General features: G+C 54.8%; 23 protein-coding genes. 13 read left to right on the top strand and 10 right to left on the bottom strand.

Translation table 11 applies throughout. The annotated features are described in order from the left end of the window. Positions 1 to 58: 58 nt before the first annotated feature. Genes O6D90_RS20850 through O6D90_RS20825 form a run of 6 tightly spaced genes read right to left on the bottom strand, consistent with a single transcriptional unit; the run spans position 59 to position 7354 of the window. On the bottom strand, positions 59 to 451 hold the full coding sequence (locus O6D90_RS20850; RefSeq protein WP_016155543.1) for a DUF4280 domain-containing protein: 393 nt from the start codon (positions 449 to 451) through the stop codon (positions 59 to 61). Next, positions 448 to 1371, bottom strand: coding sequence for an ImpA family type VI secretion system protein (locus tag O6D90_RS20845; protein ID WP_225836823.1), 924 nt, complete (start codon positions 1369 to 1371; stop codon positions 448 to 450). Before O6D90_RS20845 ends, O6D90_RS20850 begins: the two co-directional genes overlap by 4 nt. Continuing rightward, entirely contained in the window at positions 1368 to 4907 is a 3540-nt protein-coding gene (locus tag O6D90_RS20840; protein ID WP_016155545.1) for a type VI secretion system protein, read from the bottom strand. Before O6D90_RS20840 ends, O6D90_RS20845 begins: the two co-directional genes overlap by 4 nt. Beyond that, positions 4904 to 5653, bottom strand: a complete 750-nt coding sequence (locus tag O6D90_RS20835; RefSeq protein ID WP_016155546.1) for a DotU family type IV/VI secretion system protein — start codon at positions 5651 to 5653, stop codon at positions 4904 to 4906. The genes O6D90_RS20840 and O6D90_RS20835 overlap by 4 nt, the downstream gene beginning before the upstream one ends. After that, positions 5634 to 6971, bottom strand: a complete 1338-nt coding sequence (gene tssK / locus O6D90_RS20830) for a type VI secretion system baseplate subunit TssK (protein ID WP_016155547.1) — start codon at positions 6969 to 6971, stop codon at positions 5634 to 5636. The genes O6D90_RS20835 and tssK overlap by 20 nt, the downstream gene beginning before the upstream one ends. A gap of 14 nt (positions 6972 to 6985) precedes the next feature. Beyond that, on the bottom strand, positions 6986 to 7354 hold the full coding sequence (locus O6D90_RS20825; RefSeq protein WP_225836825.1) for a T6SS protein Cts2N: 369 nt from the start codon (positions 7352 to 7354) through the stop codon (positions 6986 to 6988). Between the two features lie 466 nt (positions 7355 to 7820). On the opposite strand from O6D90_RS20825, the gene tssB reads away from it, so the two are divergent. The 13 genes from tssB to O6D90_RS20760 all read left to right on the top strand — a co-directional run bounded on the left by tssB (position 7821) and on the right by O6D90_RS20760 (position 19705). Beyond that, the gene (gene tssB / locus O6D90_RS20820) at positions 7821 to 8333 is read left to right on the top strand and encodes a type VI secretion system contractile sheath small subunit (protein WP_016155549.1); all 513 of its coding nucleotides are present in this window, start codon (positions 7821 to 7823) and stop codon (positions 8331 to 8333) included. 19 nt (positions 8334 to 8352) lie between these two features. Then, positions 8353 to 9834, top strand: a complete 1482-nt coding sequence (tssC, locus tag O6D90_RS20815) for a type VI secretion system contractile sheath large subunit (protein ID WP_016155550.1) — start codon at positions 8353 to 8355, stop codon at positions 9832 to 9834. Positions 9835 to 9852: 18 nt separating this feature from the next. Next, positions 9853 to 10338, top strand: a complete 486-nt coding sequence (locus tag O6D90_RS20810; RefSeq protein WP_016155551.1) for an Hcp family type VI secretion system effector — start codon at positions 9853 to 9855, stop codon at positions 10336 to 10338. Then, entirely contained in the window at positions 10338 to 10718 is a 381-nt protein-coding gene (locus O6D90_RS20805) for a GPW/gp25 family protein (protein ID WP_016155552.1), read from the top strand. The genes O6D90_RS20810 and O6D90_RS20805 overlap by 1 nt, the downstream gene beginning before the upstream one ends. 19 nt (positions 10719 to 10737) lie before the next feature. Beyond that, on the top strand, positions 10738 to 12459 hold the full coding sequence (gene tssF, locus O6D90_RS20800) for a type VI secretion system baseplate subunit TssF (protein ID WP_016155553.1): 1722 nt from the start codon (positions 10738 to 10740) through the stop codon (positions 12457 to 12459). Beyond that, positions 12423 to 13370: a type VI secretion system baseplate subunit TssG gene (tssG, locus tag O6D90_RS20795; RefSeq protein WP_016155554.1), complete on the top strand. Its 948-nt coding sequence runs from the start codon at positions 12423 to 12425 to the stop codon at positions 13368 to 13370. The genes tssF and tssG overlap by 37 nt, the downstream gene beginning before the upstream one ends. Then, positions 13361 to 15862: a type VI secretion system ATPase TssH gene (gene tssH, locus O6D90_RS20790; RefSeq protein WP_016155555.1), complete on the top strand. Its 2502-nt coding sequence runs from the start codon at positions 13361 to 13363 to the stop codon at positions 15860 to 15862. Before tssG ends, tssH begins: the two co-directional genes overlap by 10 nt. Before the next feature lie 42 nt (positions 15863 to 15904). Further along, complete coding sequence (locus O6D90_RS20785) at positions 15905 to 16378, top strand: hypothetical protein (protein ID WP_016155556.1); 474 nt, start codon at positions 15905 to 15907, stop codon at positions 16376 to 16378. Between the two features lie 68 nt (positions 16379 to 16446). Then, on the top strand, positions 16447 to 16575 hold the full coding sequence (locus O6D90_RS20780; RefSeq protein ID WP_016155557.1) for a hypothetical protein: 129 nt from the start codon (positions 16447 to 16449) through the stop codon (positions 16573 to 16575). A gap of 97 nt (positions 16576 to 16672) precedes the next feature. After that, entirely contained in the window at positions 16673 to 16921 is a 249-nt protein-coding gene (locus O6D90_RS20775; RefSeq protein ID WP_016155558.1) for a type II toxin-antitoxin system Phd/YefM family antitoxin, read from the top strand. Continuing rightward, positions 16911 to 17192 carry a type II toxin-antitoxin system RelE family toxin gene (locus O6D90_RS20770; protein ID WP_016155559.1) on the top strand — a complete coding sequence of 94 codons (282 nt, stop codon included), beginning with the start codon at positions 16911 to 16913 and terminating at the stop codon, positions 17190 to 17192. The genes O6D90_RS20775 and O6D90_RS20770 overlap by 11 nt, the downstream gene beginning before the upstream one ends. 27 nt (positions 17193 to 17219) lie before the next feature. Beyond that, positions 17220 to 19184: a type VI secretion system Vgr family protein gene (locus O6D90_RS20765; RefSeq protein ID WP_016155560.1), complete on the top strand. Its 1965-nt coding sequence runs from the start codon at positions 17220 to 17222 to the stop codon at positions 19182 to 19184. Beyond that, positions 19184 to 19705: a toxin-antitoxin system YwqK family antitoxin gene (locus O6D90_RS20760; protein WP_016155561.1), complete on the top strand. Its 522-nt coding sequence runs from the start codon at positions 19184 to 19186 to the stop codon at positions 19703 to 19705. Before O6D90_RS20765 ends, O6D90_RS20760 begins: the two co-directional genes overlap by 1 nt. A gap of 18 nt (positions 19706 to 19723) precedes the next feature. On the opposite strand, the gene nrdG is transcribed toward O6D90_RS20760, so the two are convergent. The 4 genes from nrdG to treB form a co-directional block, all read right to left on the bottom strand. After that, positions 19724 to 20188, bottom strand: coding sequence for an anaerobic ribonucleoside-triphosphate reductase-activating protein (nrdG, locus tag O6D90_RS20755; RefSeq protein WP_016155562.1), 465 nt, complete (start codon positions 20186 to 20188; stop codon positions 19724 to 19726). 175 nt (positions 20189 to 20363) lie between these two features. Next, positions 20364 to 22502 carry an anaerobic ribonucleoside-triphosphate reductase gene (nrdD, locus tag O6D90_RS20750; RefSeq protein WP_016151477.1) on the bottom strand — a complete coding sequence of 713 codons (2139 nt, stop codon included), beginning with the start codon at positions 22500 to 22502 and terminating at the stop codon, positions 20364 to 20366. Between the two features lie 409 nt (positions 22503 to 22911). Next, a complete protein-coding gene (treC, locus tag O6D90_RS20745) occupies positions 22912 to 24564 on the bottom strand; it encodes an alpha,alpha-phosphotrehalase (protein ID WP_088583087.1) in 1653 nt (550 codons plus the stop codon). 49 nt (positions 24565 to 24613) lie between these two features. Next, positions 24614 to 26032: a PTS trehalose transporter subunit IIBC gene (treB, locus tag O6D90_RS20740; protein WP_016155564.1), complete on the bottom strand. Its 1419-nt coding sequence runs from the start codon at positions 26030 to 26032 to the stop codon at positions 24614 to 24616. Positions 26033 to 26138: the final 106 nt, after the last annotated feature.

The following is a 26138-nucleotide window of genomic DNA, read 5'->3' as shown; positions in this document are numbered from 1 at the left end:
CAACTATCTTGCTGCGTCGTCTCCTGCAACTGTTACCCTTAATTTCAAGAGGATAACATCACGCGACGACGGTCGTTAACTGCCCGGGAAAGCTAATTTGAATCAACCCACCCCAGGCGCACATTAACTGCGATTGCGCAGTAAGAGCCGGCGCATTGCCGACTATTATCGTCGGTGAACCGGGCATCCATGGCGCAATGGTGGCAGGAATGCACGGCATTGGCGTCAGCACGCCGAGCGCCGCGGCGGTTGCGGCAGCAACGGTCGGGTTGGCGATGCTGTTGCACATCCCGAACGGCAGAATGTTTACAAATGGTTTGTTATCCATAATATTCGCCATCGGCAGGCTGTTGACGATAGTTCGGCTGGTGGGCAACACGTTCAGTGTGGCGGGCGCTATGCCAAACGAGCAGTGCAGCATTGCGCCTGTACATACGGCAGGACAACTCATGGCAGTACCCCCAATTGTCTCCACAGTCGGCGAGCGGACTCATCACCAGTAATCAGTTCATTGAGCAGTTCTGGTAGTGGCGTATGTCCCCAGATATAGGCCCGCTGCAGTAGATACGGTACCGGACTGTGGGGCTCGGTACGCGCCAGATAATCGGCTACCTGTTTAATCATCTGATATGCCTCTTCGCGGTGAAGAAACGTGGCACCGTTGCTGACCGTTGATGCAGTTTCTTGCACGACAGGTGGCGACTGTTCCGGCAAGGTGTTGCCCAACGCCTGCAGACAGGTCTTGATTTTTTGCTCAAGTGCCTTGAATGAAGGTGCCGATTCGGTAGGCCAACTCTGACAGACGTTGTTGAGCCGTTGGAGCCACTCCATGCTGGATGTCAGGGATAATATGGTGGCCTCGTCCGCGCCAGGCAGCGGAACGTCAGCTAATTTTCCCTGCTGCCACTGGGTCAGGGAGATGTTTTCCCCATGAGCTATAAACAGCGGGGCTTCAGCGACCAGCGTGGCGTAATGTTGCGCTATCCAGCATAGTGGCGCGGCGCGATAGTCATAGTCACCTTCTTTAATTTTAGGATGTAATTGCTCCGGGTATTGCTCCAGCGCCAGGGTCACTAATTCCAGCGCATTGGGCAGGGCTGCTAAGCCGTGAACTCTAATCCATGCCTCACCCAACCAGCTCATAATGACCAGATCCTTACTGAGCGTTTTCGTCAGCACAGTGGCGATTTTGGCGACTTCATCCCAGTCGGCGCGGCGCGGCGTACTTTGCCAGACGCCGGTGGGCAGCGTTTCGTCATCCTGCTGGCGGGCGGTGACCAACTGGTCGAACTCTGGTGAATAACGGATAGAGTCCCCGCACGGATTATCCGCCTGAATGGGGGCCAGTAATGCCTCAATATGTTCCATCATTTTCCTCCTGATAATCCCTGCTCGGTAAGCGGTATCCATGGTAGCGGCGCTTTGCTTTGTGCATCTAACAACGTGACCTGCCAAAATACGGTTGACTGCAATTGCTTCTGACCATCGCCCACGGGGAGCGAAAAACGCAGCGGCAGCGGTTGCGTCGGCGCGCCACCTTCGCGCTGTTGTTCAATCATCCTGAGCAGTGCCCACGCTCCCTGCCAGCGCCAACGACCAGTATCACCGCTTACCGTTACGCCTGTCTGTGACAGGCCTGGCATTGGACGCCATGCGGAATTGGCTGCCCAACGCAGACTAAAGTTCAGACTATCGCTGCTGCGCCAGTGCAGGTCAGTTGTGCCGCCGGGGTAGCTAATCGATTGTTGATTACCGACAAGCCGCCAGTCGGCAATCTGATCCGCGCCAGCCTCATGGTTGCGTGAGGTCCGCCAGATAACCCGTAACGTCACGCCTTCAGGGCTGACCAACGCCGACAGTAACGGCTGTGCCGCTGCCAGTTGTTGAATGAGTGGCGGCTGTTCGGATAGCGTTTCGGCGGGGAGTTGCGCCAGTAAAAGAGTCAGTTCACGTACCCGATCGACATCTGCATCTGTTGAGTGCGGCACGGCGGTAAAGGGGAAGCGCCCTGCAAGCCAGGTGTTGTACAGATTGAAGATCTTCTGTACCGCACCAATGCTGGCCTGTTGGCGTAACTGCTGACATTTTTGCAATGATGCGTCTGCCAGCGCGTTCAGCGACTGACCGTAAAAATCGTTACTGCTGGCGGTGCGAAACTGCGTCAGTTCACTCTGGCAGTTCTGCGCAGAGAGCGTCGGCAGCGCGGCAGCAAGGGCCGCCATCTGCATCGGCGAACTGGCAGGATCCTGTTGTTGCAGCCGCTTCATGGTCGCCAGTGAATTGCTCCAGCGAGCGATAAGCTGGTTATCCGCTGCCATTAACCATGGACGCTGGTTGTCGAGCCAGTCAATATCCTGCTGATAGCGGACCAGGGCACCAGAGATTTGTTCTGCCTGGGCGCTAGCCCATCCGATAATTTTCTGTCCGCTGGCCTGCGCCTGTTCTGTCGTCGCGTAATTGACCGCCGGAGGGGTAATCGGCGGAAGTAACGCGCTGCCGTCCTGACGCACCCGTGCAATCACCTGGGCCGCCGTTTGTTGGCGCAATGCGATGGCAAGCTGAGGACGATTAAGCTGGTTGAAGGCTTCAATGATGTAATCCGCGCTGGCGGTGCTGACATTGCTGTTATCCGGGGTTCCGGTGGCCCCTGTGTATAGCGTCTGACGTATGGCGTTTTCCACCGCCTGTCGCGCCAGCATGGTGATTTTAGGTCGCCAGATGCTGTCTGGAAGCTGCTGCATAAATCGTTCAAATCCGCCATACAGCGCCAGCGCCTGCTGAAGTTGCAGGTTGCCAGGATAACCGACGGAGAGCTCGGTAGGCTGGCTTGCCCCCTGCTGCCAGAAGGGTTGGTTAAGTAAATCACGCAAGCTTTTTTGTAATGCCAGAAGATCCGGCGATACGCTGAATTGTCCTTCCGGGGATTGCTCGGTTAATGAGGAGAAGTGCAGCCTGGAGCCATCAACCTGCGCCAGAAAGCGTTGGCGCAGTAGGGTTTCGTGGCGGAGCAGTTCCTGAACCACGCTGTTGTCGATAAGCCTAAGGGTTCGTGCCTGCGTGAGCAGCTCATCCAGTGGCAGTCTGATTGGCGAATTTGTTGCGTCACGACTCAGGTTATTAATGGTCGTCAGTGTTGCTTGTAAGCGGCTGACCTGGCGGACCAGCGAGCGGACGAACAAGGGGGTAACCCCGGTGCCATTGCCAAACAGCGCCAACAGTTGTTCGAGCTGCTCTTCGTTGTTATCCAGGCTGGTATTGCCATAGTTTTGCTCCAGCCAGCGCATGGTTTCGTGAGAAAAAAGTACGCTGTTGCGCTGAGTCAGCTCGCTAGCGTCGGGTAATTTCAGACGCGAGAGATTGAGAGTGGCAAACATCTCGTTGAGCTTTTCCTGGGAGGGTAAAGAGTCGGTGTCAACGGTCACGCCCCAAACGCTGGCGCTGACGTTTGCCAACGTCTGCACAGTCGGTTGCTTCATCTGCATTAATTGTAGCAACGGCAAATAGCGCGACTCCATTTGTTTTGCCTGAGTGAGCAAGTTCTGAATTTGCCGGTAACGCTCTTCGGGTAGCAAATCGTCCTGCTCAAAGCCCCTTTCATTGTGATTTTGCAGGCAGATACTGTTAGTGGCTGGTACCAGCAGGCTAGCCAGGGTGACGTTGTTAAACGTCTCGCGCAATTTTGTATCGGTGCGGCTGAACAGCGAGCCGGGCCAGACGATGGAACGAAACTGCCACTGTGGAATGCCATTGAGAACGCGCCAGTACAGCGCGGTGGAACGCTCACCAGTGATATCGGCCCGGACGGCTGTGGCGAGGACCTGCAGACGATCGTGCAATAGTACGGCATGGGTGTGCTGGTATTGCCAACTCCAGGTCATCGCGACAAGCCAAAGAACGCAAAGGCAGCTATAGCACGCGAGAGTGATGAAATGGCGGCGTAAATTCACGCGCAGCAAACGGCGCACCGGAAGCGCGAGACCGCGCTCAGCGGTAATTTTGCTGCTCAGTAGCGACTGACAAAACTGCATCTGTGGTTTGTCATGGTCCAGCGTACGGGCAACAAACCAGATCCCGCGCAGTTGCGGTGGCTCATCGCGGGCATGACTGTTAAACAGGGCGTCAAAAGCGTCATGCAACGGTGCGGCAAGCGGCGGGAAGCTTTCTGGCAAGCGGAATAATTCCTCCGGCGTGTTGCCTCGCAGCGCGCCAAGCTCGGTGATGAACAGCCGCAGAGAAGTCCGGGTATTGTCCAGCGCATTGTCGATCCACTGCGGTTTCCAAATGGCTTCTCTGGCGACCGGAATCGTGCTGCCAATCGGACTGCGGCGAGCATCTTCCGGCAATAGCTCCAGCAGATCGGCTGTACCTTCCAGTGATTCCATGCCGCTGATGATCAGGTAAATTGGCAGACTCAGTCCGCACACCTGCTGCAACTGCTGACAGTTATGTAATAAGCTGGCGCGGACGGTATCATCGTCATGCAGCGTCTCTAATGAAAGGGTGATAATCAGTGCATCCAGTGGTCGCTGGGGGCGGCTTTTCACCAACGCAGACAGCGTCTTCTGCCAGTCATTCTGACGGATTAGCCGCTTCTTCCCAACGGTTTGTAGCGTTTGCGGCAGGCACAGAAGGCTGCACTGAGGATTAAACCACCATTGCCCGAACCAGTATTCCTGGCCGTCGGTAAGTGACCAACTGCGGCACAGCAGACGGTTATCCTCTTCGTCGCCAAGCATCAGGATTCGCACGCTGTCGTAAGGATCCTGACTGGTACAGGCTCGCTGGATCTCCTTTTGCGCACGGTTGAACGTATCGTTTCGGTATTCCCATTGCCACCAGACGCACCAGAGAGTCATCGCCAACAACACCAGGAGAATAATCAGTAGCGTAAGCCAGGGTTGCGTCACTTATCATCTCCCTGGCAGGACTGGGTTAACGGGAAATCTGGCAGCGAATTTACGCCGATGGCATCTTCAATACTTAGCCACAGTCGCTGACTCAACAGCAATAACGCCAAAAGTATTACGAGGGCGATGAGATGCAGGCGCGAATTGTCTGGCAGGCGGCGATGCGCCGGAAGGTGTAAAGGCGTCCCCAGCGCGGTCGATTCCATGCGTTCGGCAATATCACTGAGCTGAGCGTCATGCTGAAAGGCAAAATGCCACAGCAGGCGGCAGGTTTCCTGATGATTCTGCAGGTTAAAATCGCCACGTCGGGAACCAAACCCCAGCGTCAGGCAGCGCAAATACAGCGCGGCTAAATCCCGCTTTCCTGGGTTACGTTCATTGAGCAGAGCGGTGATCTGGCGGGGGATCTGGTCCCCAGCGCTATGGGTTTGCCACAAATGATACTCCAGCGGGCAGGACTGCCACAGGGAGAGCGCGGGCCAGTCACCATAGAGTACGGACTCATCAATCAGCGCGACCAGGGCATAAACGGACGCGTCAATCTGCTGCTGAAACGGCGAACCCAGTTCGCGGGTCAGGCGTCGGTTATACTCTTCTACCACCTGACTGGCGTATACAAGGGCCTGATTATGCAACTCATCTGGCGGTAGCGGAGTGCGTTTCCAGCGTTCAAACTGCGCCAGCCAGCGGGTGTAAATCTCATCAAACAGACGGCTGGCAGGCATATCAGGATTGGCGATTGTCATGGCGATCCTCCTGACGGTAGAGCATGATCTGCTGCGGCATATCCTCTGTTTCATGCAATGGGGCAATAACCAACGGCGTCCCTTTTTCAAACCACTGGATGGTAAGGGTCAGGGTAAACAGGGCCACCTTGCCGTCGATTTCCCAGTCACTGCTCTGCTCTGCAGCCAGCGGCGTGAAAGTCATCCCGTGCATCCGCTGACGACGCAGAACAGGTACAAAGGGTTGGCTGGTGATAATACTCATTTGTAACCACTTTTCAGCTTTGGAGGCGTTGTCTCCGGGCATCAGCAGGCCTATCACCACCTGCTCTCCCGCGTGGATATCTGTAGGGAGTTGCAGTGAAAAAGAGTTATCCAGCTTGCTGAAATTCAGCCGCTGATAGCGGCGATGAATATGCGCCAACTGGTTTTTCAGTACGGTGAAAAGAGAGGCAAATGCGGGCAGCATGTTCTGATAATCAAAGGTTGGCAGCAGGGGCAGCGTTTTATCCTGAGTCAGTATTGCCGTTTGTCCGATAAAGAGACACAGCGCGCGGTAAAGATCCTGTGGATGTGGCCGCCCGCTGCTGAGCAAGCTTTCCACCAGCGGCAACGCCCCCTGGATACTATGCAGTGACAGCGTAAGCCATAGCCAGTCGTTGGTGCGTTGTCCGTGTTGCGCCAACTGCATTTCACGGCTCAGAAACAGAATTTTTTCTCTTGCCTGCAGGCAGAGTTGTCGGGTTTGGCGTGCCAGATAACTCTCTTCGTTGAAGGCGGGAGAGGGGGGAAACCACTCGCTCTGACGAAATCCACCTTCGCTATACACAACCTGCAGCAGCGGCAGACAGACGAAATCAGCGCGATCGTGCTGGCAAACCAGACGCGGTACGGGCTGCCATTGCGAAATGCTCTCGGGGAATTCACCGCTACTCAGGTCAGGTAGCGGGGCGCTGTTGACTGAGCGATAGCGGCTATTCATCAACTGCCACTGTCCGGCACGGTTTAGCGGCGGCAGCGCCAGCCAAAGGATATGTTCACTGTCTGGTACGGCAGGCAGCAAGCGGGCGCAGTCAAACTCCAGCGATAAATCGTCGCTAATGTCATAATTGACCGGCGTGCCATCGGGCATCATCGCCTCCAGGCGCAAAATACGCAGCGTTCCTGCACACAGCGCAGCCTCGTCAATCTGGAGCCGGTTGACGCCCCAGAACCACGGATTAGCGCACCCGGTGAGCGCGGCACAAAGTGTTTCATTACGCAATGCCTGCAACTGGAAATGTTGAGGTAGCATTGCCATCCCTTCATACCAGCAAACCATTGCCGGAATTGTGCTCATAGTCCCTTCCTTGTTCATGGTGCCAGGACGGCTTCATCCGTCATTAGTAACAGATGCAGTGAATCTGCTTTTTCCAGTGTTAATCGGTGTTCTCCTGCGCTGCTGTAGCGGGCAAACAGCAGAATTGCCTCTGCCTTAACGCCGTGCAGAGGGGAGCTTTTGGTCACAAAACGCGAATCCGGTACCAGCTCCAGCGACCAGACATGCAACCCGTCAGGGCTATCGCGCAGGAGTTGTGATTTGGCGTTAAACCACTGTGTCGCACTCAGCGATTGTACGGTTGGCAGTAACGCATTATCGGCAATCGCGACAATATCCACGGCGACTGGCGTGTTATCGTTTGCATCTGCTGCGGTTTCAATGACCACATCATTAAATGCCACACGGTTTTGCCATAATGAACAACCGCTACTCAGTAAAATTAAAATACTGATTAATATTATATTGGCTGGATGGCATAGGCCGTTTGTCATATAAAGTCCTTTTATATTGTCATTAATAAGGTAATTAATGGTGGGGGTTGTTTTTTTGACTTAAATCATCATTGGATGAATCTTAAGTAATAAATTTTTTTAACATTTAAATATTCACTAAATTTATATTTTCAGTGCAAAGTATTATTTTATAATCAATTTTAATTGTAATACGTTGATTTTTATTGGTTAATTTTTTGTTAATTGATTTTTATCAAACAATTTATTTTTTTGTGTGAAAAGTAAAAAATTAAGTTGATATTTATTGGGTGTTGTGTTTTTTATATTACGGCTAGTTATTCATGAATATGACTTTTCGAATAATGGTGCGGTAAATGTCGTGCCAGGGATACTATTGCAATAAAAAGGATTAAATATGGCCGAGAGCATTCAGCATAAACTCAACCGTATTAGGCCGCCGCGCGTGCAAATAACGTATGATGTGGAAACAGGTGGCGCGATTGAGAAGAAAGAGCTTCCCTTAGTTGTTGGTATTTTAGCTGATTTATCCGGACATCCCGCATGCCCACCCGCTAAATTACGTGAGCGGCGATTTGTCGAAATTGACCGTGATAATTTTGACGATGTGCTTTCCTCCCTCTCACCTCGTCTGGCGATACAGGTTGAAAATCGTCTGGCTAATGATGGCAGCAAATTGAACGTTGAGCTGTGCTTTAACGAGTTCGATGATTTTTCTCCACTCAATATTATCAATCAGGTTAAACCCCTTCAGCGACTGTTTCTTGCCCGGCAGCGTCTGCGCGATCTGCTCACCAAACTGGATGGTAACGACGATTTGGATGCGCTGCTACAGCAGGTGGTAAACGATAACGCCGAGCTTCAGGCTTTGAGACCCATCGTTGAAGAAAAACCGGCTGAAAACGCGTAACTGAATCAGGAGAAGAACAATGGAAAATGTTCAGGAACAAGCTGAAAACGGCGGACAGACGGTCACGCTAAGCGTGCTGGATCGCATTATCCAGGAAGGGCGGATGGCGCGCGATGAGCTCCAACAGACCTACGCGCGTGACATGCTGGAAGAACTGGCGACGCAAATTCTTGATGAAGGGATGGCGATAGGAAGCGATACGGTGGCGATGATCAACCATCGCATCGCGCAGATCGACGAGCTTATCAGCGGCCAGTTGAATGAGGTATTGCATCACCCGGATATGCAGAAACTGGAAGCCTCCTGGCGCGGTCTGCATCAGTTTGTGATGAATACGGAGACCAGTACCCGACTGAAATTACGTCTGCTAAACGTTTCACGCAAAGAACTGCAGGACGATCTGGAAAAAGCGGTTGAGTTCGATCAGAGCACGTTGTTTAAGAAATTGTATGAGGATGAATACGGTACTTTTGGGGGGAATCCCTATAGCGTGCTGGTCGGTGATTTCGAGTTTGGCCGTCATCCGCAGGATGTGGCGCTACTGGAAAAACTTTCCCAGGTCGCGGCGGCCGCGCATGCGCCGTTTATCGCCGCTGCCAGTCCTCGTTTGTTTGATATGGGATCGTTTCTCGAGTTAGGTGTCCCGCGCGATCTGGCGAAGATCTTCGAAAGCACCGAGCTGATTAAATGGCGGGCATTCCGCGAAAGCGACGACTCCCGCTATGTCTCATTAGTGCTGCCGCACGTGTTGCAGCGCCTGCCTTACGGCCCGGATACGGTGCCGGTGGAAGGCGTGAACTTTATCGAGGACGTCGACGGCCTTGATGCCAGCAAATATCTGTGGGGCAATGCCGCCTGGATGCTGGCCAGTCGTATTACCGAAGCTTTTGCCTTATACGGCTGGTGTGCGGCGATCCGCGGTGCGGAAGGCGGCGGCCTGGTATCCGATCTCCCGGCGCATACGTTCTCCACGCCATCCGGCGATATCAGCCTGCGCTGCCCGACGGAAATAGCCATTACCGACAGGCGTGAGAAGGAGCTTAACGATCTGGGATTCATCGTGCTGTGTCATAAGAAGAATACCAACACCGCCGCGTTCTTTGGCGGACAGACCACCAATCAGGCAAGGATCTACAACACCCCGGAGGCCAATGCCAACGCGCGGATCTCCGCAATGCTGCCTTACATCCTCGCCGCTTCCCGTTTTGCGCATTACCTGAAGGTGATTATGCGCGACAAGGTCGGCAGCTTTATGAGCCGCGATGATGTTGAGAGTTACCTCAATAACTGGATTGCTGACTATGTGTTGCTGCGCGACAGCGCGCCACAGGAGATTAAAGCGCGTTATCCGCTGCGTGAAGCACGGGTGGACGTGAGTGATGTTCCCGGCAAACCGGGCGTTTATCGCGCCGTTGTATTCCTGCGTCCGCACTTCCAGTTAGAAGAGTTGACCACCTCAATTCGTCTGGTGGCTGAACTGCCGCCGCCAGCTGCCGCTTGATTACTAAGGAGATAGACCATGGATGCGATTTTTTTAAAGCTTGACGATATCAAAGGCGAAAGCCAGGCCGATGGCTTCAAAGATCAGATAGAGATCATGTCCTACAGCCATAACGTGGCGATGCAGGTCACTAACGACGTCAGTAATACCGAACGTACTTCCGGGCGGGCGCACGTGGGTGAAATGTCGCTGACCAAGTTTGTCGATCTCGCCACGCCGGTGCTCAATGAGTATTGCTGTAGCGGGAAGGTGATCAAAGAAGCGAAGTTGACGCTCTGTCGTAACGACAATAGCGCGATGCTGCCGTTTATTGTCTATACCCTGAGTAACGTGGTGATCTCGCACCTGAGCGTCAGCGGCGGGTCCGGCGGTAAGCCGGTAGAGACGATGTCGCTGAACTTCACCAAAATCAAATGGGAAATCACCGCCCAGAAATCGGAAGGCACCCAGCAGGGCACCAGTTCATCCGTCTGGGATATGGCGCTGAATAAGAAAGGCAGCTAATGGTGGAGCCTTTCATCCCGGTTGCGCTATTCGACAGGCTGCTGGATGAGGAGATAAGCCCACGAGAGTCGGTGTGCCGGGAGTTGAATCGATTATTCAACTCCCGAGCCCCTGCGGATGATGACGCACTACCGCTGTTGCTTAGCTGGGGCGTCCCGGAATGGCACGGATGTAACGCGGGCGATGAGCGGGTGCTTAACTGGTATTGTCGCCAGCTACGCGCAGCCATTTTACGCAACGAGCCGCGGATTCAGGCGCTAACTGTCAGCGTGAAAGATGCGCATCATCAGACGCTGGCGCTGCATCTCGAGGTGATGTTGTGGCACGACGACGATCCGCTGACGCTGGATCTAACGTATCTGCACGGCAGCTGGCGATGACTATCGCAGGAGAAGATCAATGGACGATCGATTGCTGGAAGACTATTTGCAGGAGTTGAGATGGTTGCGTACCGCCAGCGGCGAGTTCGCCCGGCGGCACCCGCACGTTGCCTCTCGTCTGCGGCTGAGCGAATTTGATTGCCCGGATCCCCACGTTGAAAGGCTTTTAGAAGGTTTCGCCCTGCAAAGCGCCAAATTGCATCAGCGCCTTGATGATGGTTTTGGTGAACTGTGTGAATCGCTGCTGGAGCAGCTCTCACCTCATTCGATACGCCCTTTCCCTTCCACAGCTACCGCCAGTTTTACTGCGGATCCGCTGGCAGGTGATTTGAGTCAGGGTTACGCCCTTCCTGCCGGAACGCCGCTTTACGCGTTAACGCAAAGCGGTAAAACAATCTGGTGGCGTACCGCGCTGGCGCAAACGCTGTGGCCTATTGAGATTGACGATGTTACCTGGTGCGATGCGGCGCAGGCCCGGCAATTAACCGGGCTGACGAGGGCGCGCGGCGCATTGCGTATTCAGCTACGTTGTCTGCCGCCACATCAGTTTTCGACGTTGGCGGTTACACAGTTACGCATTCATCTCAGCGGTTCGCCGCAAATCAACGCCACGCTATTTGATTTGTTGTACGCCCATGTCATTGGGCCGCTGCGCCCACATCCCATTGGCCTGCTGAATGCCGAAAAGATTTTGCCCTGCGAACCGGGCGTAGAGTCCAGCGTGCTGGCGCTCAGTGCCTGGATGAACAGCCCGCAGGCGCTGATGTATTTCGATTTGCCGCTGCCGCCTTCGGGGGAGGGCGACGCCATGATCTTGTGTATTCCTTTCGATCGCGCTCCGCCGGGGGCGCAGCATATTCACTCGGGTGATATTCGTTTGGGGTGTGTGCCTATCGTTAACCTGTTCACCCGGACCTCTGAGCCGCTGATCGCCGGGCATATTCGCAGCGAGCATCGGCTGGTGGCCGATCATCATGATCAACATGTACAGATCTACCGTGTACAGACGCTGTGGATGAGCCGCCGTGAAGAAGCCTGGCGCGTGCCCGCATATTATTCCGCTCACGGGCATAGCGAGTCCCACTGGTTCTGGCATGCACGACGCAACCGCCAGCAGGGCAATGCGTTGTGGTTAACGCTGGTGGACAGCCGTTTCGACCCGTTTGCCCCGATTGAGGAAACGAGCCTGACGGCGACGCTCTGGTGCAGCAACGGTGAGCAGGCCGCACTGCTTTGTGCGGGAACGCCACTAACCTTTGAAGTACCTGGTCCGGTTGCGCAGGTGCATTTACTGGGAACGCCGACCATGCCTTCAGCGCCTGCGTTGCAGCGAGATGCACGCTGGAAACTGCTCTCAACGCTGGCGCTCAACCATCTCTTATTGAACGAAGGTCAGAGCGCGCTGGACTCGCTGAAAGAACTGCTGGCCCTGTATGCCCCTTCCTCTGCGTCACCCGCTGTCTGGCAGCAGATCAATGGCATCCGCGAGATGTGTTGCCAACGGGTGAGTGAGCATCGGGGGCGGGATGCCTGGCGCGGCTGGCATAACGGTATCAAGGTGACGCTGGAACTCGATCCACAAGCCTTTACTGGAAGCAGCCGACTGTTGTTTGCGGGCGTTATTGCCCGTTTTCTGGCGCGTAATGCCACCGCAAACTGCTTTATCCACACGATATTGCAAGACGAAGGAGAGGAGCTGTCGCTATGGACAGACGTCGAACAGACCACGCTGATAGCGTAATCGCCCAGCTTAAGGCCGAGCCGTGGCGCTTCTCGCTGGAGCAGTGTGTCCGCATCCTGGAAGCGGCGGGTGAGACGCCCGAACTGCGGGGCGATCTGGGGCTGGCATTTAGCCCAGCGGAAGTCAGTTCGCTGAACGAAGACGTTGTGCAGGTGCGTAGCCTCGGGCCAGGGGGGGCGGATGGCGTATTGCCCTACGGCTGGCTGGAATGGCTACAGCAGGCGACGCAGGATAAAAACAGCGCACTGCAGGATTTTATATTTATGTTTCAACAGCGTTTTCTTCAACATCACTACCGTAGCCTGAGCCTGCATCGGCTGGCTATGCCTTACGCCAGGCGAGAAGATGCGCCAGGGCTTTCTGTAATGCGTGCGCTGTGTGGTTTCAGGCTCGACGCCATGGAAAAGTATGAATCTGCGCAGGTACAGAGTCTGCTGATGCAATGCGGCAACCTGCCTAATCGCAGGCGTTCTACGGCTGGATTTGTGGCGCTGGTCGAGGCCGTACTGAACGTCACCGTGCATGTCGAAGAGTTTGTCGGCCGCTGGCAGCCTTTGCCACAGGCATCAATAAGCCGGACGGGATGTCGGCTGGGGCGCAATAGCGTCGCCGGTCGGCGAATATGGAACCAGCATGCGGCGCTACGGGTGCATCTGCGTGCTAAAAACGCTACGCAGTGGCGCGAATTTTTACCCGGCAGTCAGGGTTTTCTCCAGCTCAGTAAGTTAGCGGCAATCTGGTTTGGCGCGGGAATAACGCAGGAATTGATGATGCGCGCAACCCTGACGCTGGATCATCGCTTAACCCGCGCTGCGCCGCCGCGTCTGGGGTATACCGCGCAACTGGCAGGGCGCAAGCCCGCCATGTTCCATTGCCAACAGCATTTTGAGGAGAACAGTAAATGGATTTGAAAGCGCTGGTAAAACGACTGAACCCCATTTGTTTTCGTGCGCTGGAACAGGCCGCCGAACGCAGCCGGGCGCAGGGACACTGGTTCGTTGAGCCGGAGCATATGCTGCTGGCTTTACTGGATGATGAACACTGTGATTTAGCGTATTGCCTGAGCAACGCGGCTATCTCCACCGATACGTTACGTGAAGAGATCCAGCGTGCTCAGGCGCAGTTCAAAGCGGGCTGTACGCGGATGCCGGTGTTTTCCGTACAACTGATAGAGCTACTGGAAGGGGCGATTTTGCAGGCGACATTCCAGCGTATTCCTCTGGTTCGTTCGGCCTTATTGCTCCTGACCTTACTCACCCGAGAACGGCTGCGTACCCAGTTGGCGCAGGGAATGCCACTGTTGTTACAGCTTCCGGCTGCGGAGCTGGAAAGCCAGTGGCAGACCTGGTGTCGCAACTCCGTTGAGGAGGCTGCAGACCCTGACAAGGGAGAATCCCCGAAGCGTGAAGGCGGGGTACTGGATCAATACACGCACGATCTGACTCGTGACGCGCGGGAAGGGCGGATCGATCCGATCATCGGGCGCGACGCGGAGATCCGCCAGTGTATCGACATCCTGCTGCGTCGCAGGCAAAACAACCCGATTCTGGTGGGGGCGCCAGGTGTGGGCAAAACCGCCGTTGCCGAAGGGCTGGCGCGACGCATTGCCGAAGCCAGCGTGCCGCCGCCGTTGCGTGATGTCGCTCTGCTGGCTCTCGATCTTGGCTTGTTGCAGGCGGGAGCGGGCGTGAAAGGCGAGTTTGAACAGCGTTTGCGCGGCGTAATCGACGCGGTAAAAAAATCCCCGCAGCCGATCATTTTATTTATCGACGAAGCCCACACGCTGATAGGCGCGGGCGGCGCCGAGGGCGGCAGCGATGCCGCCAACCTGCTGAAACCGGCGCTGGCGCGTGGGGAACTGCGCACCATCGCCGCCACCACATGGCAGGAGTACAAAAAATATTTCGAGAAGGATCCGGCGCTGGACCGACGTTTTCAGCGTATCCAGATTGAAGAGCCGGACGAAAATAGCGCGGTGATCATGCTGCGCGCGGTGGCCGACAAGCTCGAGGCACACCACGGCGTGCAGATCCTCGATACCGCCATCCGCGAGGCGGTGCGTCTGTCGCAGCGCTACATCTCCGGGCGTCAATTGCCGGACAAAGCCATCAGCGTGCTCGACACTGCCTGCGCAAGAGTGGCGCTGGCGCAGCATGACGTGCCGCCTGCGCTGGAGGAAATTCGTCAGCAGCAGGCAGCGATAGAAGAAGAGAGCGAGCGTCTGAATCGTGAACTGCTGGTGGGCGTCGATCATCACGACAGGCTGTGCGAGCTGGAAGCGCAGGCGGAGAAACTGCAGGTTCAGGCGCGGGAAGTGGAAGGACGTTGGCAGGATGAGCGTCAGCGGGTCGGTGAACTGCTGTCCACGCGCCAGCGGATGCTGGATCTCAGCGAACGGCTGGACGATGATGAGGAACTGGAGCAAGAGCTGGTGGAGTGCGCGGCGCTGATCGGCAAGCTGGAAACCGCCGCTGCCCAGCTGCGTGACGAGGTGCCGCTGGTGCCGGACTGCGTGGATCCCGCCACCGTCGCGGCGGTGATAAGCAACTGGACCGGGATCCCGATAGGCCAGATGCAGACCGATGAAGCCCATGCCCTGCGCACGCTGGTAGACCGGATGAGCGAGCGGGTGATGGGGCAGAAGATGGCGCTGGAGACTATCGCCCAGCGTTTACGTGCTTATCGCAGCGGTCTGACCGACCCGCAAAAGCCGGTCGGCGTGTTCCTGCTGGTGGGGCCAACCGGTGTGGGCAAAACCGAAACCGCCTATGCGCTGGCGGATGCCCTGTACGGCGGCGAACGTAATCTGATCACCATTAATCTGTCTGAATATCAGGAGGCGCACACCGTCAGCCAGCTGAAAGGCGCGCCGCCGGGCTACGTGGGCTACGGCAGCGGCGGGGCGTTAACCGAAGCGATGCGCCGTCGACCTTATTCGGTGGTACTGCTCGACGAAATCGAAAAGGCGCACCCGGACGTGCTGGAGGTGTTCTATAACGTCTTCGACAAAGGCGTAATGGAAGACGGCACCGGGCTGATTGTTGATTTCAAAAACACGGTGATGCTGGCGACCAGCAACGTCGGCGCGGAGCTGATTCTCGACACGCCTGCGGCTGAATTAAACAGCGAGCGGTTTAACGAAGATTTGCGAGCAGAATTATTAACCCATTTTCGTCCGGCGTTTTTAGCGCGGATGACCACGGTGGCCTATCGGGCACTGGATGAAGAAATATTGAAGGGAATTGTGTTGGCTAAATTGGAAAAGTTATCACAGAGATATTTTGTGGCGACGGGGGATAAATTAAATATGGAGGATGGATTGGTGGAAAGAGTGATGGAGAAATGTAAGGGCGTGGGGGCCAGAGATGTTGAGAATCTGGTGGTTGGGGAAGTGATGAGATAATACTTTGTATAATTTAAATTAAAATTTATCTGGATGAGAAATATGTTTAGAAACAGAGTGCTATTTAGAGCTGATTTGCGTGGCCCCGAGGTGATTTTTGAAGAAGGATTTCATCCCAGATATACTGGCGGGATTATAGTTCATCCTGGCGGGCAAGCTACAGGTGGTATTTCTACAACGAAAGAGCTACTAATTGCAATGGATTATGCAGCTCGTTATGGTGGCTATGTGTATGCGGTTGTAGCTTCAGGGGTAGATATATTGGAATGGCTGTATCAGCATCATGCTACGCAGGGAGCAAAGGCGAATGCTATGACACAAATGGAGATTCATTGTAATTATATTGAGGCAAATAAGATAGCATTTGCAAGAAAAGCTATTTTAGTTGATGGAAAGTTAAGCTTTAGTGATTTGCTAATTACTAATCGTATGTGCATTTACCCTCCGGAGGACCTTATTAGAGTTAGAGAGCTTTTTTTATTGGACGGGCAGTTTGATAAATCTCTTTATCAGTGAATATATGAAGAATTTTTGTTTATTACAAATGTTTAATATGACTGAAATTATATAATAAGGACTCTCCCATGCCCAACACCACCATTATCAAACTCACCGCTCCGGTCCTTACCGCCACCACCGCGCACACCGACTTCCAACTTAACGGCCTGACCATCGTCACCATCGCAGGAACCACCTCCGCGCCGTTAACCTGACAACGAACCACACATCATGGTTATAAGCATCATTAATGATGCTTATAAAGGTGCTTTTAATGGTCTATACTAAAACCTCATTAACGAGGAAAACACCATGCCATTTCATATCCTGACCAAAACCGCTGCCAGTATCACCGACCTGAAACGTAACCCAATGGGGACAGTCAACGCCGGGGAAGGTGAAGCGGTGGCGATTCTGAACCGCAATGAGCCTGCGTTTTACTGCGTGCCGCCTGCGGTCTATGCATATTTGCTGGAGCTGGCTGAGGATGCCGAGCTGAACCGCATCGCCGACGAGCGAGAAGGTGGAAAGCGAATAAAGGTATCTTTAAATGACCTATAACCTGGAGTTTTTAGATGTTGCGCTCAAGGAGTGGCGCAAGCTTTCACCCACATTACGCGAGCAGTTCAAAAAGAAACTGGCGGAGCGGCTGGAAAATCCCCATGTCCCTGCCGCCCGCCTTTCCGGCAAATTACACCGTTACAAAATCAAGCTTCGCAGTGCCGGGTATCGTCTGGTCTATCAGGTCGAGGACGAGCAGGTTGTCGTTCTTGTGATCGCAGTGGGCAGACGTGATGGTGATGAGGTTTATCATCAGGCTAACCGGCGCTAGCGCTATCGTTGAAAAAGGAATTTCCCCATGCCAGATACCACCATTATCACACTCACCGCCCCAGCCCTGACCGGCCTTACCGCCGCCACTGTGCACACCGATTCCCAACTTAACAGTTTGACCACCGCGACCGTCGCGGGAACCACCTCCGCGCCGTTGACTCTCGATACTGCGCTGGCGACCCATCTGACCGCCACCATCAATAACGCCGACTACGACGGGCTGATTGCCGAGGCGCACCAGCTTCCGGCGACCGGTAACGCCGACCGCTATCAGTTTGTGCTGCGCCCGTGGCTGTGGTGGCTGACGCTTGCCAGCAATAACCGCGTGTTTCAGAACCTCAGCGCGCAGGAGATCGTCGAGAAGGTGTTTAAGGACGCCGGGTTTACCGACTACAAATTTCAACTGAAAACCAAACCGGCAAAGCGCGAATACTGCCTGCAATACAACGAGAGCGATTTTAATTTTGTCTCGCGGCTGCTGGAGCAGGAGGGCATTTTCTGGTTCTTTACCCACACGGCAGGTAAGCACACGCTGGTGCTGGCGGATGATAACAGCGCTTTCCCGCCGATAACGGGTGAGAAAAAGGTGACATATCAGGCGGCAGCAAGCGGCGAGCGGGAAACCGGGGCGGTTCGTTCGGCAGAGCTGCGTTTGCAGGCCACCGCGCAGGGCTTCCAGAACAGCGACTATAACTACGAGCAGCCGAAAGCGGCGCTGTTCGCGCAGGCTGGTGAGAAGAAGGGTGGTATGCAGTATCAGCATCCGGGGCGTTTTAGCGTTAAAGCCGAAGGCGACGCGCTGGCAGCGTGGAAAGTTAACGCCCTGAAGGCGCAGGCGAAACAGCTGGTCGGCGAAAGCGACTGCGCGGCGCTGACCGCCGGGCACTGGTTTACTTTGACCGATCACGATGACAAAGCATTGAACATCGACTGGCTGGTCATCGCCGTCAGCCACGAATACGACGGCGAGCGCTATCGCAACCGCTTTACCGCCATCCCGAAGGCCACGCCGTACCGTCCGCTCGCCGTGACGCCGCAGCCTTTTATGCATACGCAAACAGCGGTGGTGGTGGGTAAAAGCGGAGAAGAAATCTGGACTGATAAGCTTGGTCGGGTGAAGGTGCAGTTCCCGTGGGACAGAGAGGGCAAAAACGACGAAACCAGCTCCTGCTGGCTGCGGGTCGCCACCGCCTGGAGCGGCAACGGCTTCGGCGCGCAGTTTATCCCGCGCATCGGCCAGGAAGTGGTGGTGAGCTTTATCGATGGCGACCCGGATAAGCCGCTCATTACCGGCTGTGTGTACAACGGCGCGAATGCACTGCCGTACGCACTTCCGGCGAATCAAACCCAGTCGGGCATTAAGACCAAAAGTGAAAAAGGTTTTAACGAACTGCGCTTCGACGACAAAAAAGATGCCGAGCTGCTGGCGATGCAGGCGCAGAAAGACTTCCAACTTACGGTGCTCAACGACAGCAAAACGACTATCAGCCATGACGATATTCAGAACGTCAAAAACGACCGCACACGTACCGTTGAAGAGGGCAACGAAACCGTCACCCTGAAAAAGGGTAATCGCACGGTCAAAATTGAGAAGGGCAGCGACACGCTGGAAGTAAAAGATAAACGCAGCGTGACGGTGAAAGGCGATCAGGAACACGCCATCGATGGCAATGAGACACATAAGGTAAAAGGTAACTACACGCTGAACGTCGACGGCAATCTGACGATTAAGGTCAGCGGTTCGCTTACCCTGGAGAGCGGCAAAACCCTGAAAGTGAAAAGCGGAGCGGATCTCAGCGCCAGCGCCGCATCGGGTCTGAAACTGGACGCCACCAACATCGCCAGCGAAGCCAAAGCCTCGCTGACGCAAAAAGCCGCGACGATAACCCACGAAGCAAAAGCCACGCTTACCAGCAAGGCCAGCGCCACCCAGACAGTGGACGGCGGTGGCATGTTGACCATCAAAGGCGGGATGGTGAAAATTAACTGATGCGTGAAGTGTTGGAACATCAGCAGGAGAGTACCTGCTTTCAGGCCGAGCTGACCGACGGTCTGCTGAACGGCGAAATGCGGATCGAAGAGCATGGTCGGCTGCTGTCGGTGCTGCGCTATCGGCAGGGTGTGCTGCACGGCGTGATGGAGCGCTGGTACCCTAACGGGCAGCTTGCCATGCAGCAGGCGTACTGTGAGGGCAGGCCGGACGGTGTGGCCCGCTACTTCTCGCAAGAAGGGACGCTCTTACGTGAAGAACAGTGGCTTGATGGTCAACTGCACGGTGAATGCCGCAGTTTTTATCCTTCCGGCCAGTTGCAGATGCGCGAACAGTGGCGGCACGGGTTGCGTCACTCGCTCAGCGAGCAGTTTTACCCGGACGGCGCGCCAGCCCAGCGGCAATCTTATGAACAGGGAAAACAGAAGGGAGAAGCGGAGCGCTGGCTGCCGGATGGGCGTGCCATTGATGCCCGTGGTAAAGCGCAATCGCGAATGAGTAAATGGACGGAGAGGCTGTGAAAAAGCCTCTCATGTTATTTAACGCAGGTGATGCACGACCTGGTTGCTGCTCCCGCGCCAGATTAGCGCCGGGTCTTTGAGATCCTGCACATATTTACCGTCAACCAGCACGTTGATGAGATCGACAACCTGCATTTGCGCGGCGTTGAGTTCATCGAGCTTGTAGCCGGTCCACACCCAGATGTCTTTTCCCGGACACTCAGCGCGAATGCGCTGCACCAGTTGCAGAATATCCGGCACGTTTTGTGGATGCAGCGGATCGCCGCCGGAGAGCGAGATCCCCTGACGGTGAATACGCGTGTCGTTCAGATCGGCAATGATCTTGTCTTCCATCTCTTTGCTAAACGGCTGGCCGGAATTGAGCCGCCAGGTGCTTTTGTTATAGCAACCGGGGCATTCATGCACGCATCCTGAAACAAACAGGGTACAGCGAGTACCGGGACCATTAACGATGTCGACAGGGTAATACTGATGGTAATTCATTTTCGCTTCTCATCCGTTTATCAATTCGCGCCATAGCTGCATTCGGGCACCCGAGTCACTTACTTATGTAAGCTCCCCGGGACTTACTCATTTGCTGCCTTGCTATGACGTGAATTGCGTTGCGGAAATAATGGCCCGAAAAGCGTCGCATCGCCGGGCAATAAAATCGTCTAAATTAACCGATCTGTCCGTTACCTAAATGCTTAACGCGGCGCTTCACTTCTTCCTGCTTACCGGCGTTAAACGGACGTGCGTCCGGGCTGCCTAAGTAACCGCAGACGCGGCGGGTGACCGATACGCGCGCGGCGTCGTGGTTGCCACATTTCGGGCAGGTAAAGCCTTTGCTGGTGCACTCAAATTCACCGGTAAAGCCGCACTCGTAGCATTCATCGATTGGCGTGTTGGTCCCGTAATACGGCACGTGCTGATAGCTGTAATCCCAGACGTCTTCCAGCGCTTTCAGGTTGTGCTGAATATTCGGGTATTCGCCGTAGCAAATGAAGCCCCCGCTTGCCAGCGGCGGGTACGGCGCTTCGAAATCGATCTTGTCGTACGGGTTAACCTTCTTCTCCACGTCGAGGTGGAAGCTGTTGGTGTAGTAGCCTTTGTCGGTCACGCCCGGGACCACGCCAAATTCGGCGGTATCCAGACGGCAGAAACGGTCGCACAGGTTTTCACTTGGCGTGCTGTACAGGCTAAAGCCGTAGCCAGTCTCGTCTTTCCACTGATCGACCGCCTGACGCAGGCGTTCCACAATGGCGATACCTTTGGCGCGCAGCTGCTCGCTGTCATACACATGCTTGTCGCCAAACAGCGCATTGATGGTTTCGTGAATACCGATGTAGCCCAGAGAGATGGATGCACGACCATTTTTAAAGATTTCTGACACGTCATCGTCCGCTTTCAGACGCACGCCGCAGGCCCCTTCCATATACAGAATTGGCGCCACACGGGCCTTCACGCCTTCCAGGCGCGCAATGCGGGTCATCAGCGCTTTACGCGCCAGTACCAGACGATCGTCGAGCAGTTTCCAGAAGGTGGCTTCATCGCCATGCGCTTCCAGGGCGATACGCGGCAGGTTGAGGCTGATAACGCCGAGGTTGTTACGTCCGTCGTGAATCTGTTCGCCGTTCTCGTTTTCCCACACGCCGAGGAAGCTGCGACAGCCCATTGGCGTTTTGAACGAGCCGGTCACTTTGACCACCTGATCGTAGTTCAGGATGTCCGGATACATACGCTTGCTCGCGCACTCCAGTGCCAGCTGCTTGATGTCGTAGTTCGGATCGCCAAACTTGTGGTTCAGACCGTCACGAATCGCGAACACCAGTTTCGGGAACACTGCGGTTTTACGATTTTTACCCAAGCCGGCAATACGGTTACGCAGAATGGACTGCTGGATCAAACGCGATTCCCAGCTGGTTCCCAGGCCAAAACCAAAGGTCACGAACGGCGTCTGACCGTTGGCGGTATGCAGGGTGTTCACTTCATACTCGAGAGACTGGAATGCGTCGTAGCACTCTTTCTCGGTACGGGAATGGGCATAACCGTCGGCGTCCGGGATCTGCCACTCTTCAGCGGTTTTACGATGTTTATTAAAGCTCTCGGTAACGAACGGCGCGAGAACTTCATCAATACGGTTAATGGTGGTGCCGCCATAAATATGGCTGGCGACCTGCGCGATAATTTGCGCGGTGACGGCGGTCGCGGTAGAGATGGATTTTGGCGGTTCAATCTCCGCGTTACCCATCTTAAAGCCCTGCGTCAGCATGCCTTTCAGGTCGATCAGCATGCAGTTAAACATTGGGAAGAACGGAGAGTAGTCGAGATCGTGATAGTGAATATCACCACGCTCGTGCGCCTGGACGACATCACGCGGCAGCAGGTGCTGACGCGCATAGTGTTTGGCAACGATACCGGCCAGCAGGTCGCGCTGGGTTGGGATCACTTTGCTGTCTTTGTTGGCATTTTCATTCAGCAGAGCAGAGTTGGTTTGCTCAACCAGACCACGAATTTCCTGGTTCAGACGGCCACGTTTTTCACGCTGGATATCACGGTCGTGGCGATATTCGATGTACGCACGGGCGAGTTGTTTGTACGGGCCAGACATTAGCTGGTTTTCTACCGCTGTCTGGATCTCGTTGATATCGACCTTGCTGCGCTCATTCATCTGGCTACTAACGACTTCTGCGACGGTGGCACAGTAATCTGCGTCATCGACTCCCGCTGCTTTAGCTGCACGCAGAATGGCTTCTTTGATGCGCTCTGATTTAAACGGCACTTTACAGCCATCTCGTTTCATCACATGCGGTGTCATGATCACTCCATATTTATAAGAACAGGTTATCCACAGAGGTTGGGGAGGCCATCAGGGCTTTATTCATCTCTATTGCCAATGACTTCCCGCAATCCTGACCCACTTTATCCACAATTCCACCGTGAAGCGGTGCACTGCAGTTGTAGCAATTGTAGTCGATTAATACAACATATTGGGTCGGCGTGCATTTTAAGTTCTATATGTAGTGATTTGCATCAAGGATGTTTACGATTTATTTGATGTAGCGCAAAGTAAAAATCGGAGCGTACAGATGACGGGCACTACAGCCGATTGTAAATTGTGGGCAGAAAATTCTGATTAATTATTCAACAAAAACAGAAAGGTAAGCTGAGCGTAGGCATCAAAGCCCGGCAGCGTTATGCATACCGGGCCTGAACATAATTGCAAGCTATTTTTGCAACCACCAGACAGCTTCAAAAGGACGCAGCGTCATGTCTGTGGGTTGGCTGGCGACCTCGGCATAGTTGTGCATCAGCACCTGCCAGTTGCCGTCGGTCTGGGTTGGCTGCCAGCTCTGGAAGGTATCGCTCAGATTAGCAATGACCAGCAACCGCTGTCCTTGCCATTTACGTTGATAGCACCACAGATGCGGGCTTTCCGGTAGCAGATCCTGATAGTCGCCCCAGGTAATAACCGGCTCTGCTTTACGCAATGCGATCAGCTTCTGATAGGTATAGAACACCGAGTCGGTATCGCGCAGCGCTGCCGCCACGTTGATATCCGCTGCGTTGTCGCACAGATTGATCCACGGCTCACCCTGGGTGAAGCCCGCGTGTTTGCTGGCATCCCACTGCATCGGCGTGCGGCTGTTATCGCGCGATTTACTGGCGAGGATCGCCAGCAGCTCTTGCGCATCGCGCCCCTGGCCGTTCAGGGCGGCAAACATGTTATAGCTTTCCACATCGCGATAATCGGTAATCTGGCGGAAGTGCGGATTGGTCATGCCGATCTCTTCACCCTGGTAGATGTAGGGCGTGCCCTGCATACCGTGCAGCACCATCGCCAGCATTTTTGCGGCCGGAACGCGGTATTTACCTTCATCGCCAAAACGCGACACGATGCGTGGCTGGTCGTGGTTACACCAGAACAGCGCGTTCCAGGCCTGATTGTGCATGCCTTGTTGCCAGTGGCGAAACAGGGTTTTGAGCGCCACATAGTCGGGTTTGGCTAACGTCCACTTCTCACCGTTGGGGTAATCCACTTTCAGGTGGTGGAAGTTGAAGGTCATCGACAGTTCGCTGCCATCGAGTGCGGCGTACTGCTGGCAGTTTTCCAGCGTGGTGGAGGACATTTCTCCGACCGTCATCAGGCCGCGGGGCGTGAAGACGTCGCGATTCATTTCACGTAAAAACGCATGCGCACGCGGGCCGTCGGTATAAAAACGCCGCCCATCGCCGTCGGGATCGCTCGGGAAGTCCTGATCTTTAGAGATAAGATTCACCACGTCGAGACGCAGCCCGTCCACGCCGCGATCGGCCCAGAACTCGCACACTTTTTTTAGCTCGGCGCGGACCGCCGGGTTCTCCCAGTTCAGGTCTGCCTGCTCCGGAGCAAAGAGGTGCAGATAGTACTGCTCGCTTTCGGCGTGCCAGCCCCAGGCGCTGCCGCCAAATTTGGAGCGCCAGTTATTCGGGAGACTGTCTGGCGTACCGTCGCGCCAGAGGTAAAACTGACGATACGGGCTGTCTTTATCCAGCGCCTCGCGAAACCAGGGGTGCTGGGTTGAAGTGTGGTTAAACACCATATCGAGAATAATACGGATACCGCGCGCTTTCGCCTGCGCCACCAGTTCGTCAAAGTCTGCAAGCGTTCCGTAGGCCGGATCGACAGACATGTAATCCGCGACGTCGTAGCCGTTATCAACCTGCGGCGAAATATAGAACGGCGTTAGCCAGATGGCATCAACCCCCAGCGTTTGCAGATAGCCGAGACGCTGCGTCACGCCGCGTAAATCGCCGGTGCCGCTGCCGGTGGTGTCCTGAAAACTCTTGGGGTAAACCTGATAGATGACGCCGTTTTGCCACCAGTGGGGAATATTCATGGTTGTTTCCTGGAAATACGATGGGGCGCAACTGCGCCCCGAAGAAAAGTTAGACAATTTGTAGTGTGCCCATACGGTGTTTACGCTGATAAACGAATGAGGTCAGTACCATGGGGATAACAATCGCAATGACCATTGCCATGCCAAATACCTGCCAGTAAGTCGGCTGGATGGAGAGGATGCCTGGCAAACCGCCGACGCCAATTCCGTTCGCCAGCACACCGTTCAGGCCGCACAGCAGTCCGGCGAGACCGGAACCGATCATCGCGCACAGCATCGGGAAGCGGTATTTCAGGTTGATCCCGTACATGGCCGGTTCAGTGACCCCGAGATAGGCGGAGATCGCGGCAGGAACGGAGATTTCACGTTCATTGTGTTTGCGACTGGAGATGATGATCCCGACTACCGCAGAAGCCTGAGCGATATTCGACAGTGCGATCAGCGGCCATACCGGCGTACCGCCCATGCTCTGAATCATCTGCATGTCGATAGCCAGCGTGGTCTGATGCACGCCGGTTATCACCAGCGGGGCATACAGGAAGCCGAACAGCGCCGCGCCAATCGGGGCAAAGCTGCCGGTCAACAGGTGACGGACCGCAAACGCGACACCGTCGCCGATCATGCGGCCAAACGGACCAATAAAGGCGTGCGCGAGGAATACCGCGAGGATCAACGAGCACACCGGGACGATCACCAGATACAGATAATCCGGGACGATGCGTTTCATGCGTGTTTCAATAAACCCGAGCGCCAGACCGGCCAGCAGTGCCGGAATAACCTGCGCCTGATAGCCCACTTTCTCAATGCTGAACAGGCCGAAGTTCCACACTTCCGGTACCTGTTGACCGAGTAGATAGGCGTTCATTAGCTGCGGTGAAACCAGGGTCACACCCAGCACAATACCGAGGATCGGCGTTCCGCCCATTTTCTTCACTGCTGACCAGCAGATCCCGACCGGCAGATAGAAGAAGATCGCTTCGCCAATTAGCCACAGGAAGTCGTAAAGGGTTTTCAGCGAAGGGTGCATCTGCGCCAGCGTCTGCCCGTTGCTCATGGGCAGATCGCCAATCACATTACGAAAACCCAAGATCAAGCCGCCGCTAATCAGCGCTGGCAGCAGCGGGAAGAAGATCTCCGCAAAATGAGAAATCAGCTGTTCGTGCCATTTCATATTCTGCCGCGCGGCTTTTTTCGCCTGCTCTTTGTCGGCGCTGGCCTGGCCGGTTGTCGCCAGTAGCGCTTTGTAGTAATCGCCCACTTCGGTACCAATCACCACCTGAAACTGCCCGGCGTTGGTGAAGCAGCCTTTGACCATCGGCAATTGTTCGATCTCTTTTGGCCTGGCATTCGCAGGTTGATTCAGCACAAAACGCAGGCGAGTAATGCAGTGACTTACCGTGGCGATATTGTCGCGCCCGCCTACCAGCTCAATCAGCCGGTCGATGTCTGCTTGTTTTATTTTGCTCATGATGATGTGTGTTCCCCGTAGGCCGGATAAGACGTTTTAGCATCGCCATCTGGCAACTCTCTCGTTGCTGTGGCCAGAGTATATCGTCGATGATTTTTTAAAAATG

The sequence above is a fragment of the Citrobacter sp. 21OH12SH02A-Citro genome, from assembly GCF_027919895.1.
Classification (GTDB): domain Bacteria; phylum Pseudomonadota; class Gammaproteobacteria; order Enterobacterales; family Enterobacteriaceae; genus Citrobacter; species Citrobacter braakii.
The sequence above is the reverse complement of the archived record's forward strand: the minus strand, read 5'-3'. Positions and strand labels throughout refer to the sequence as shown.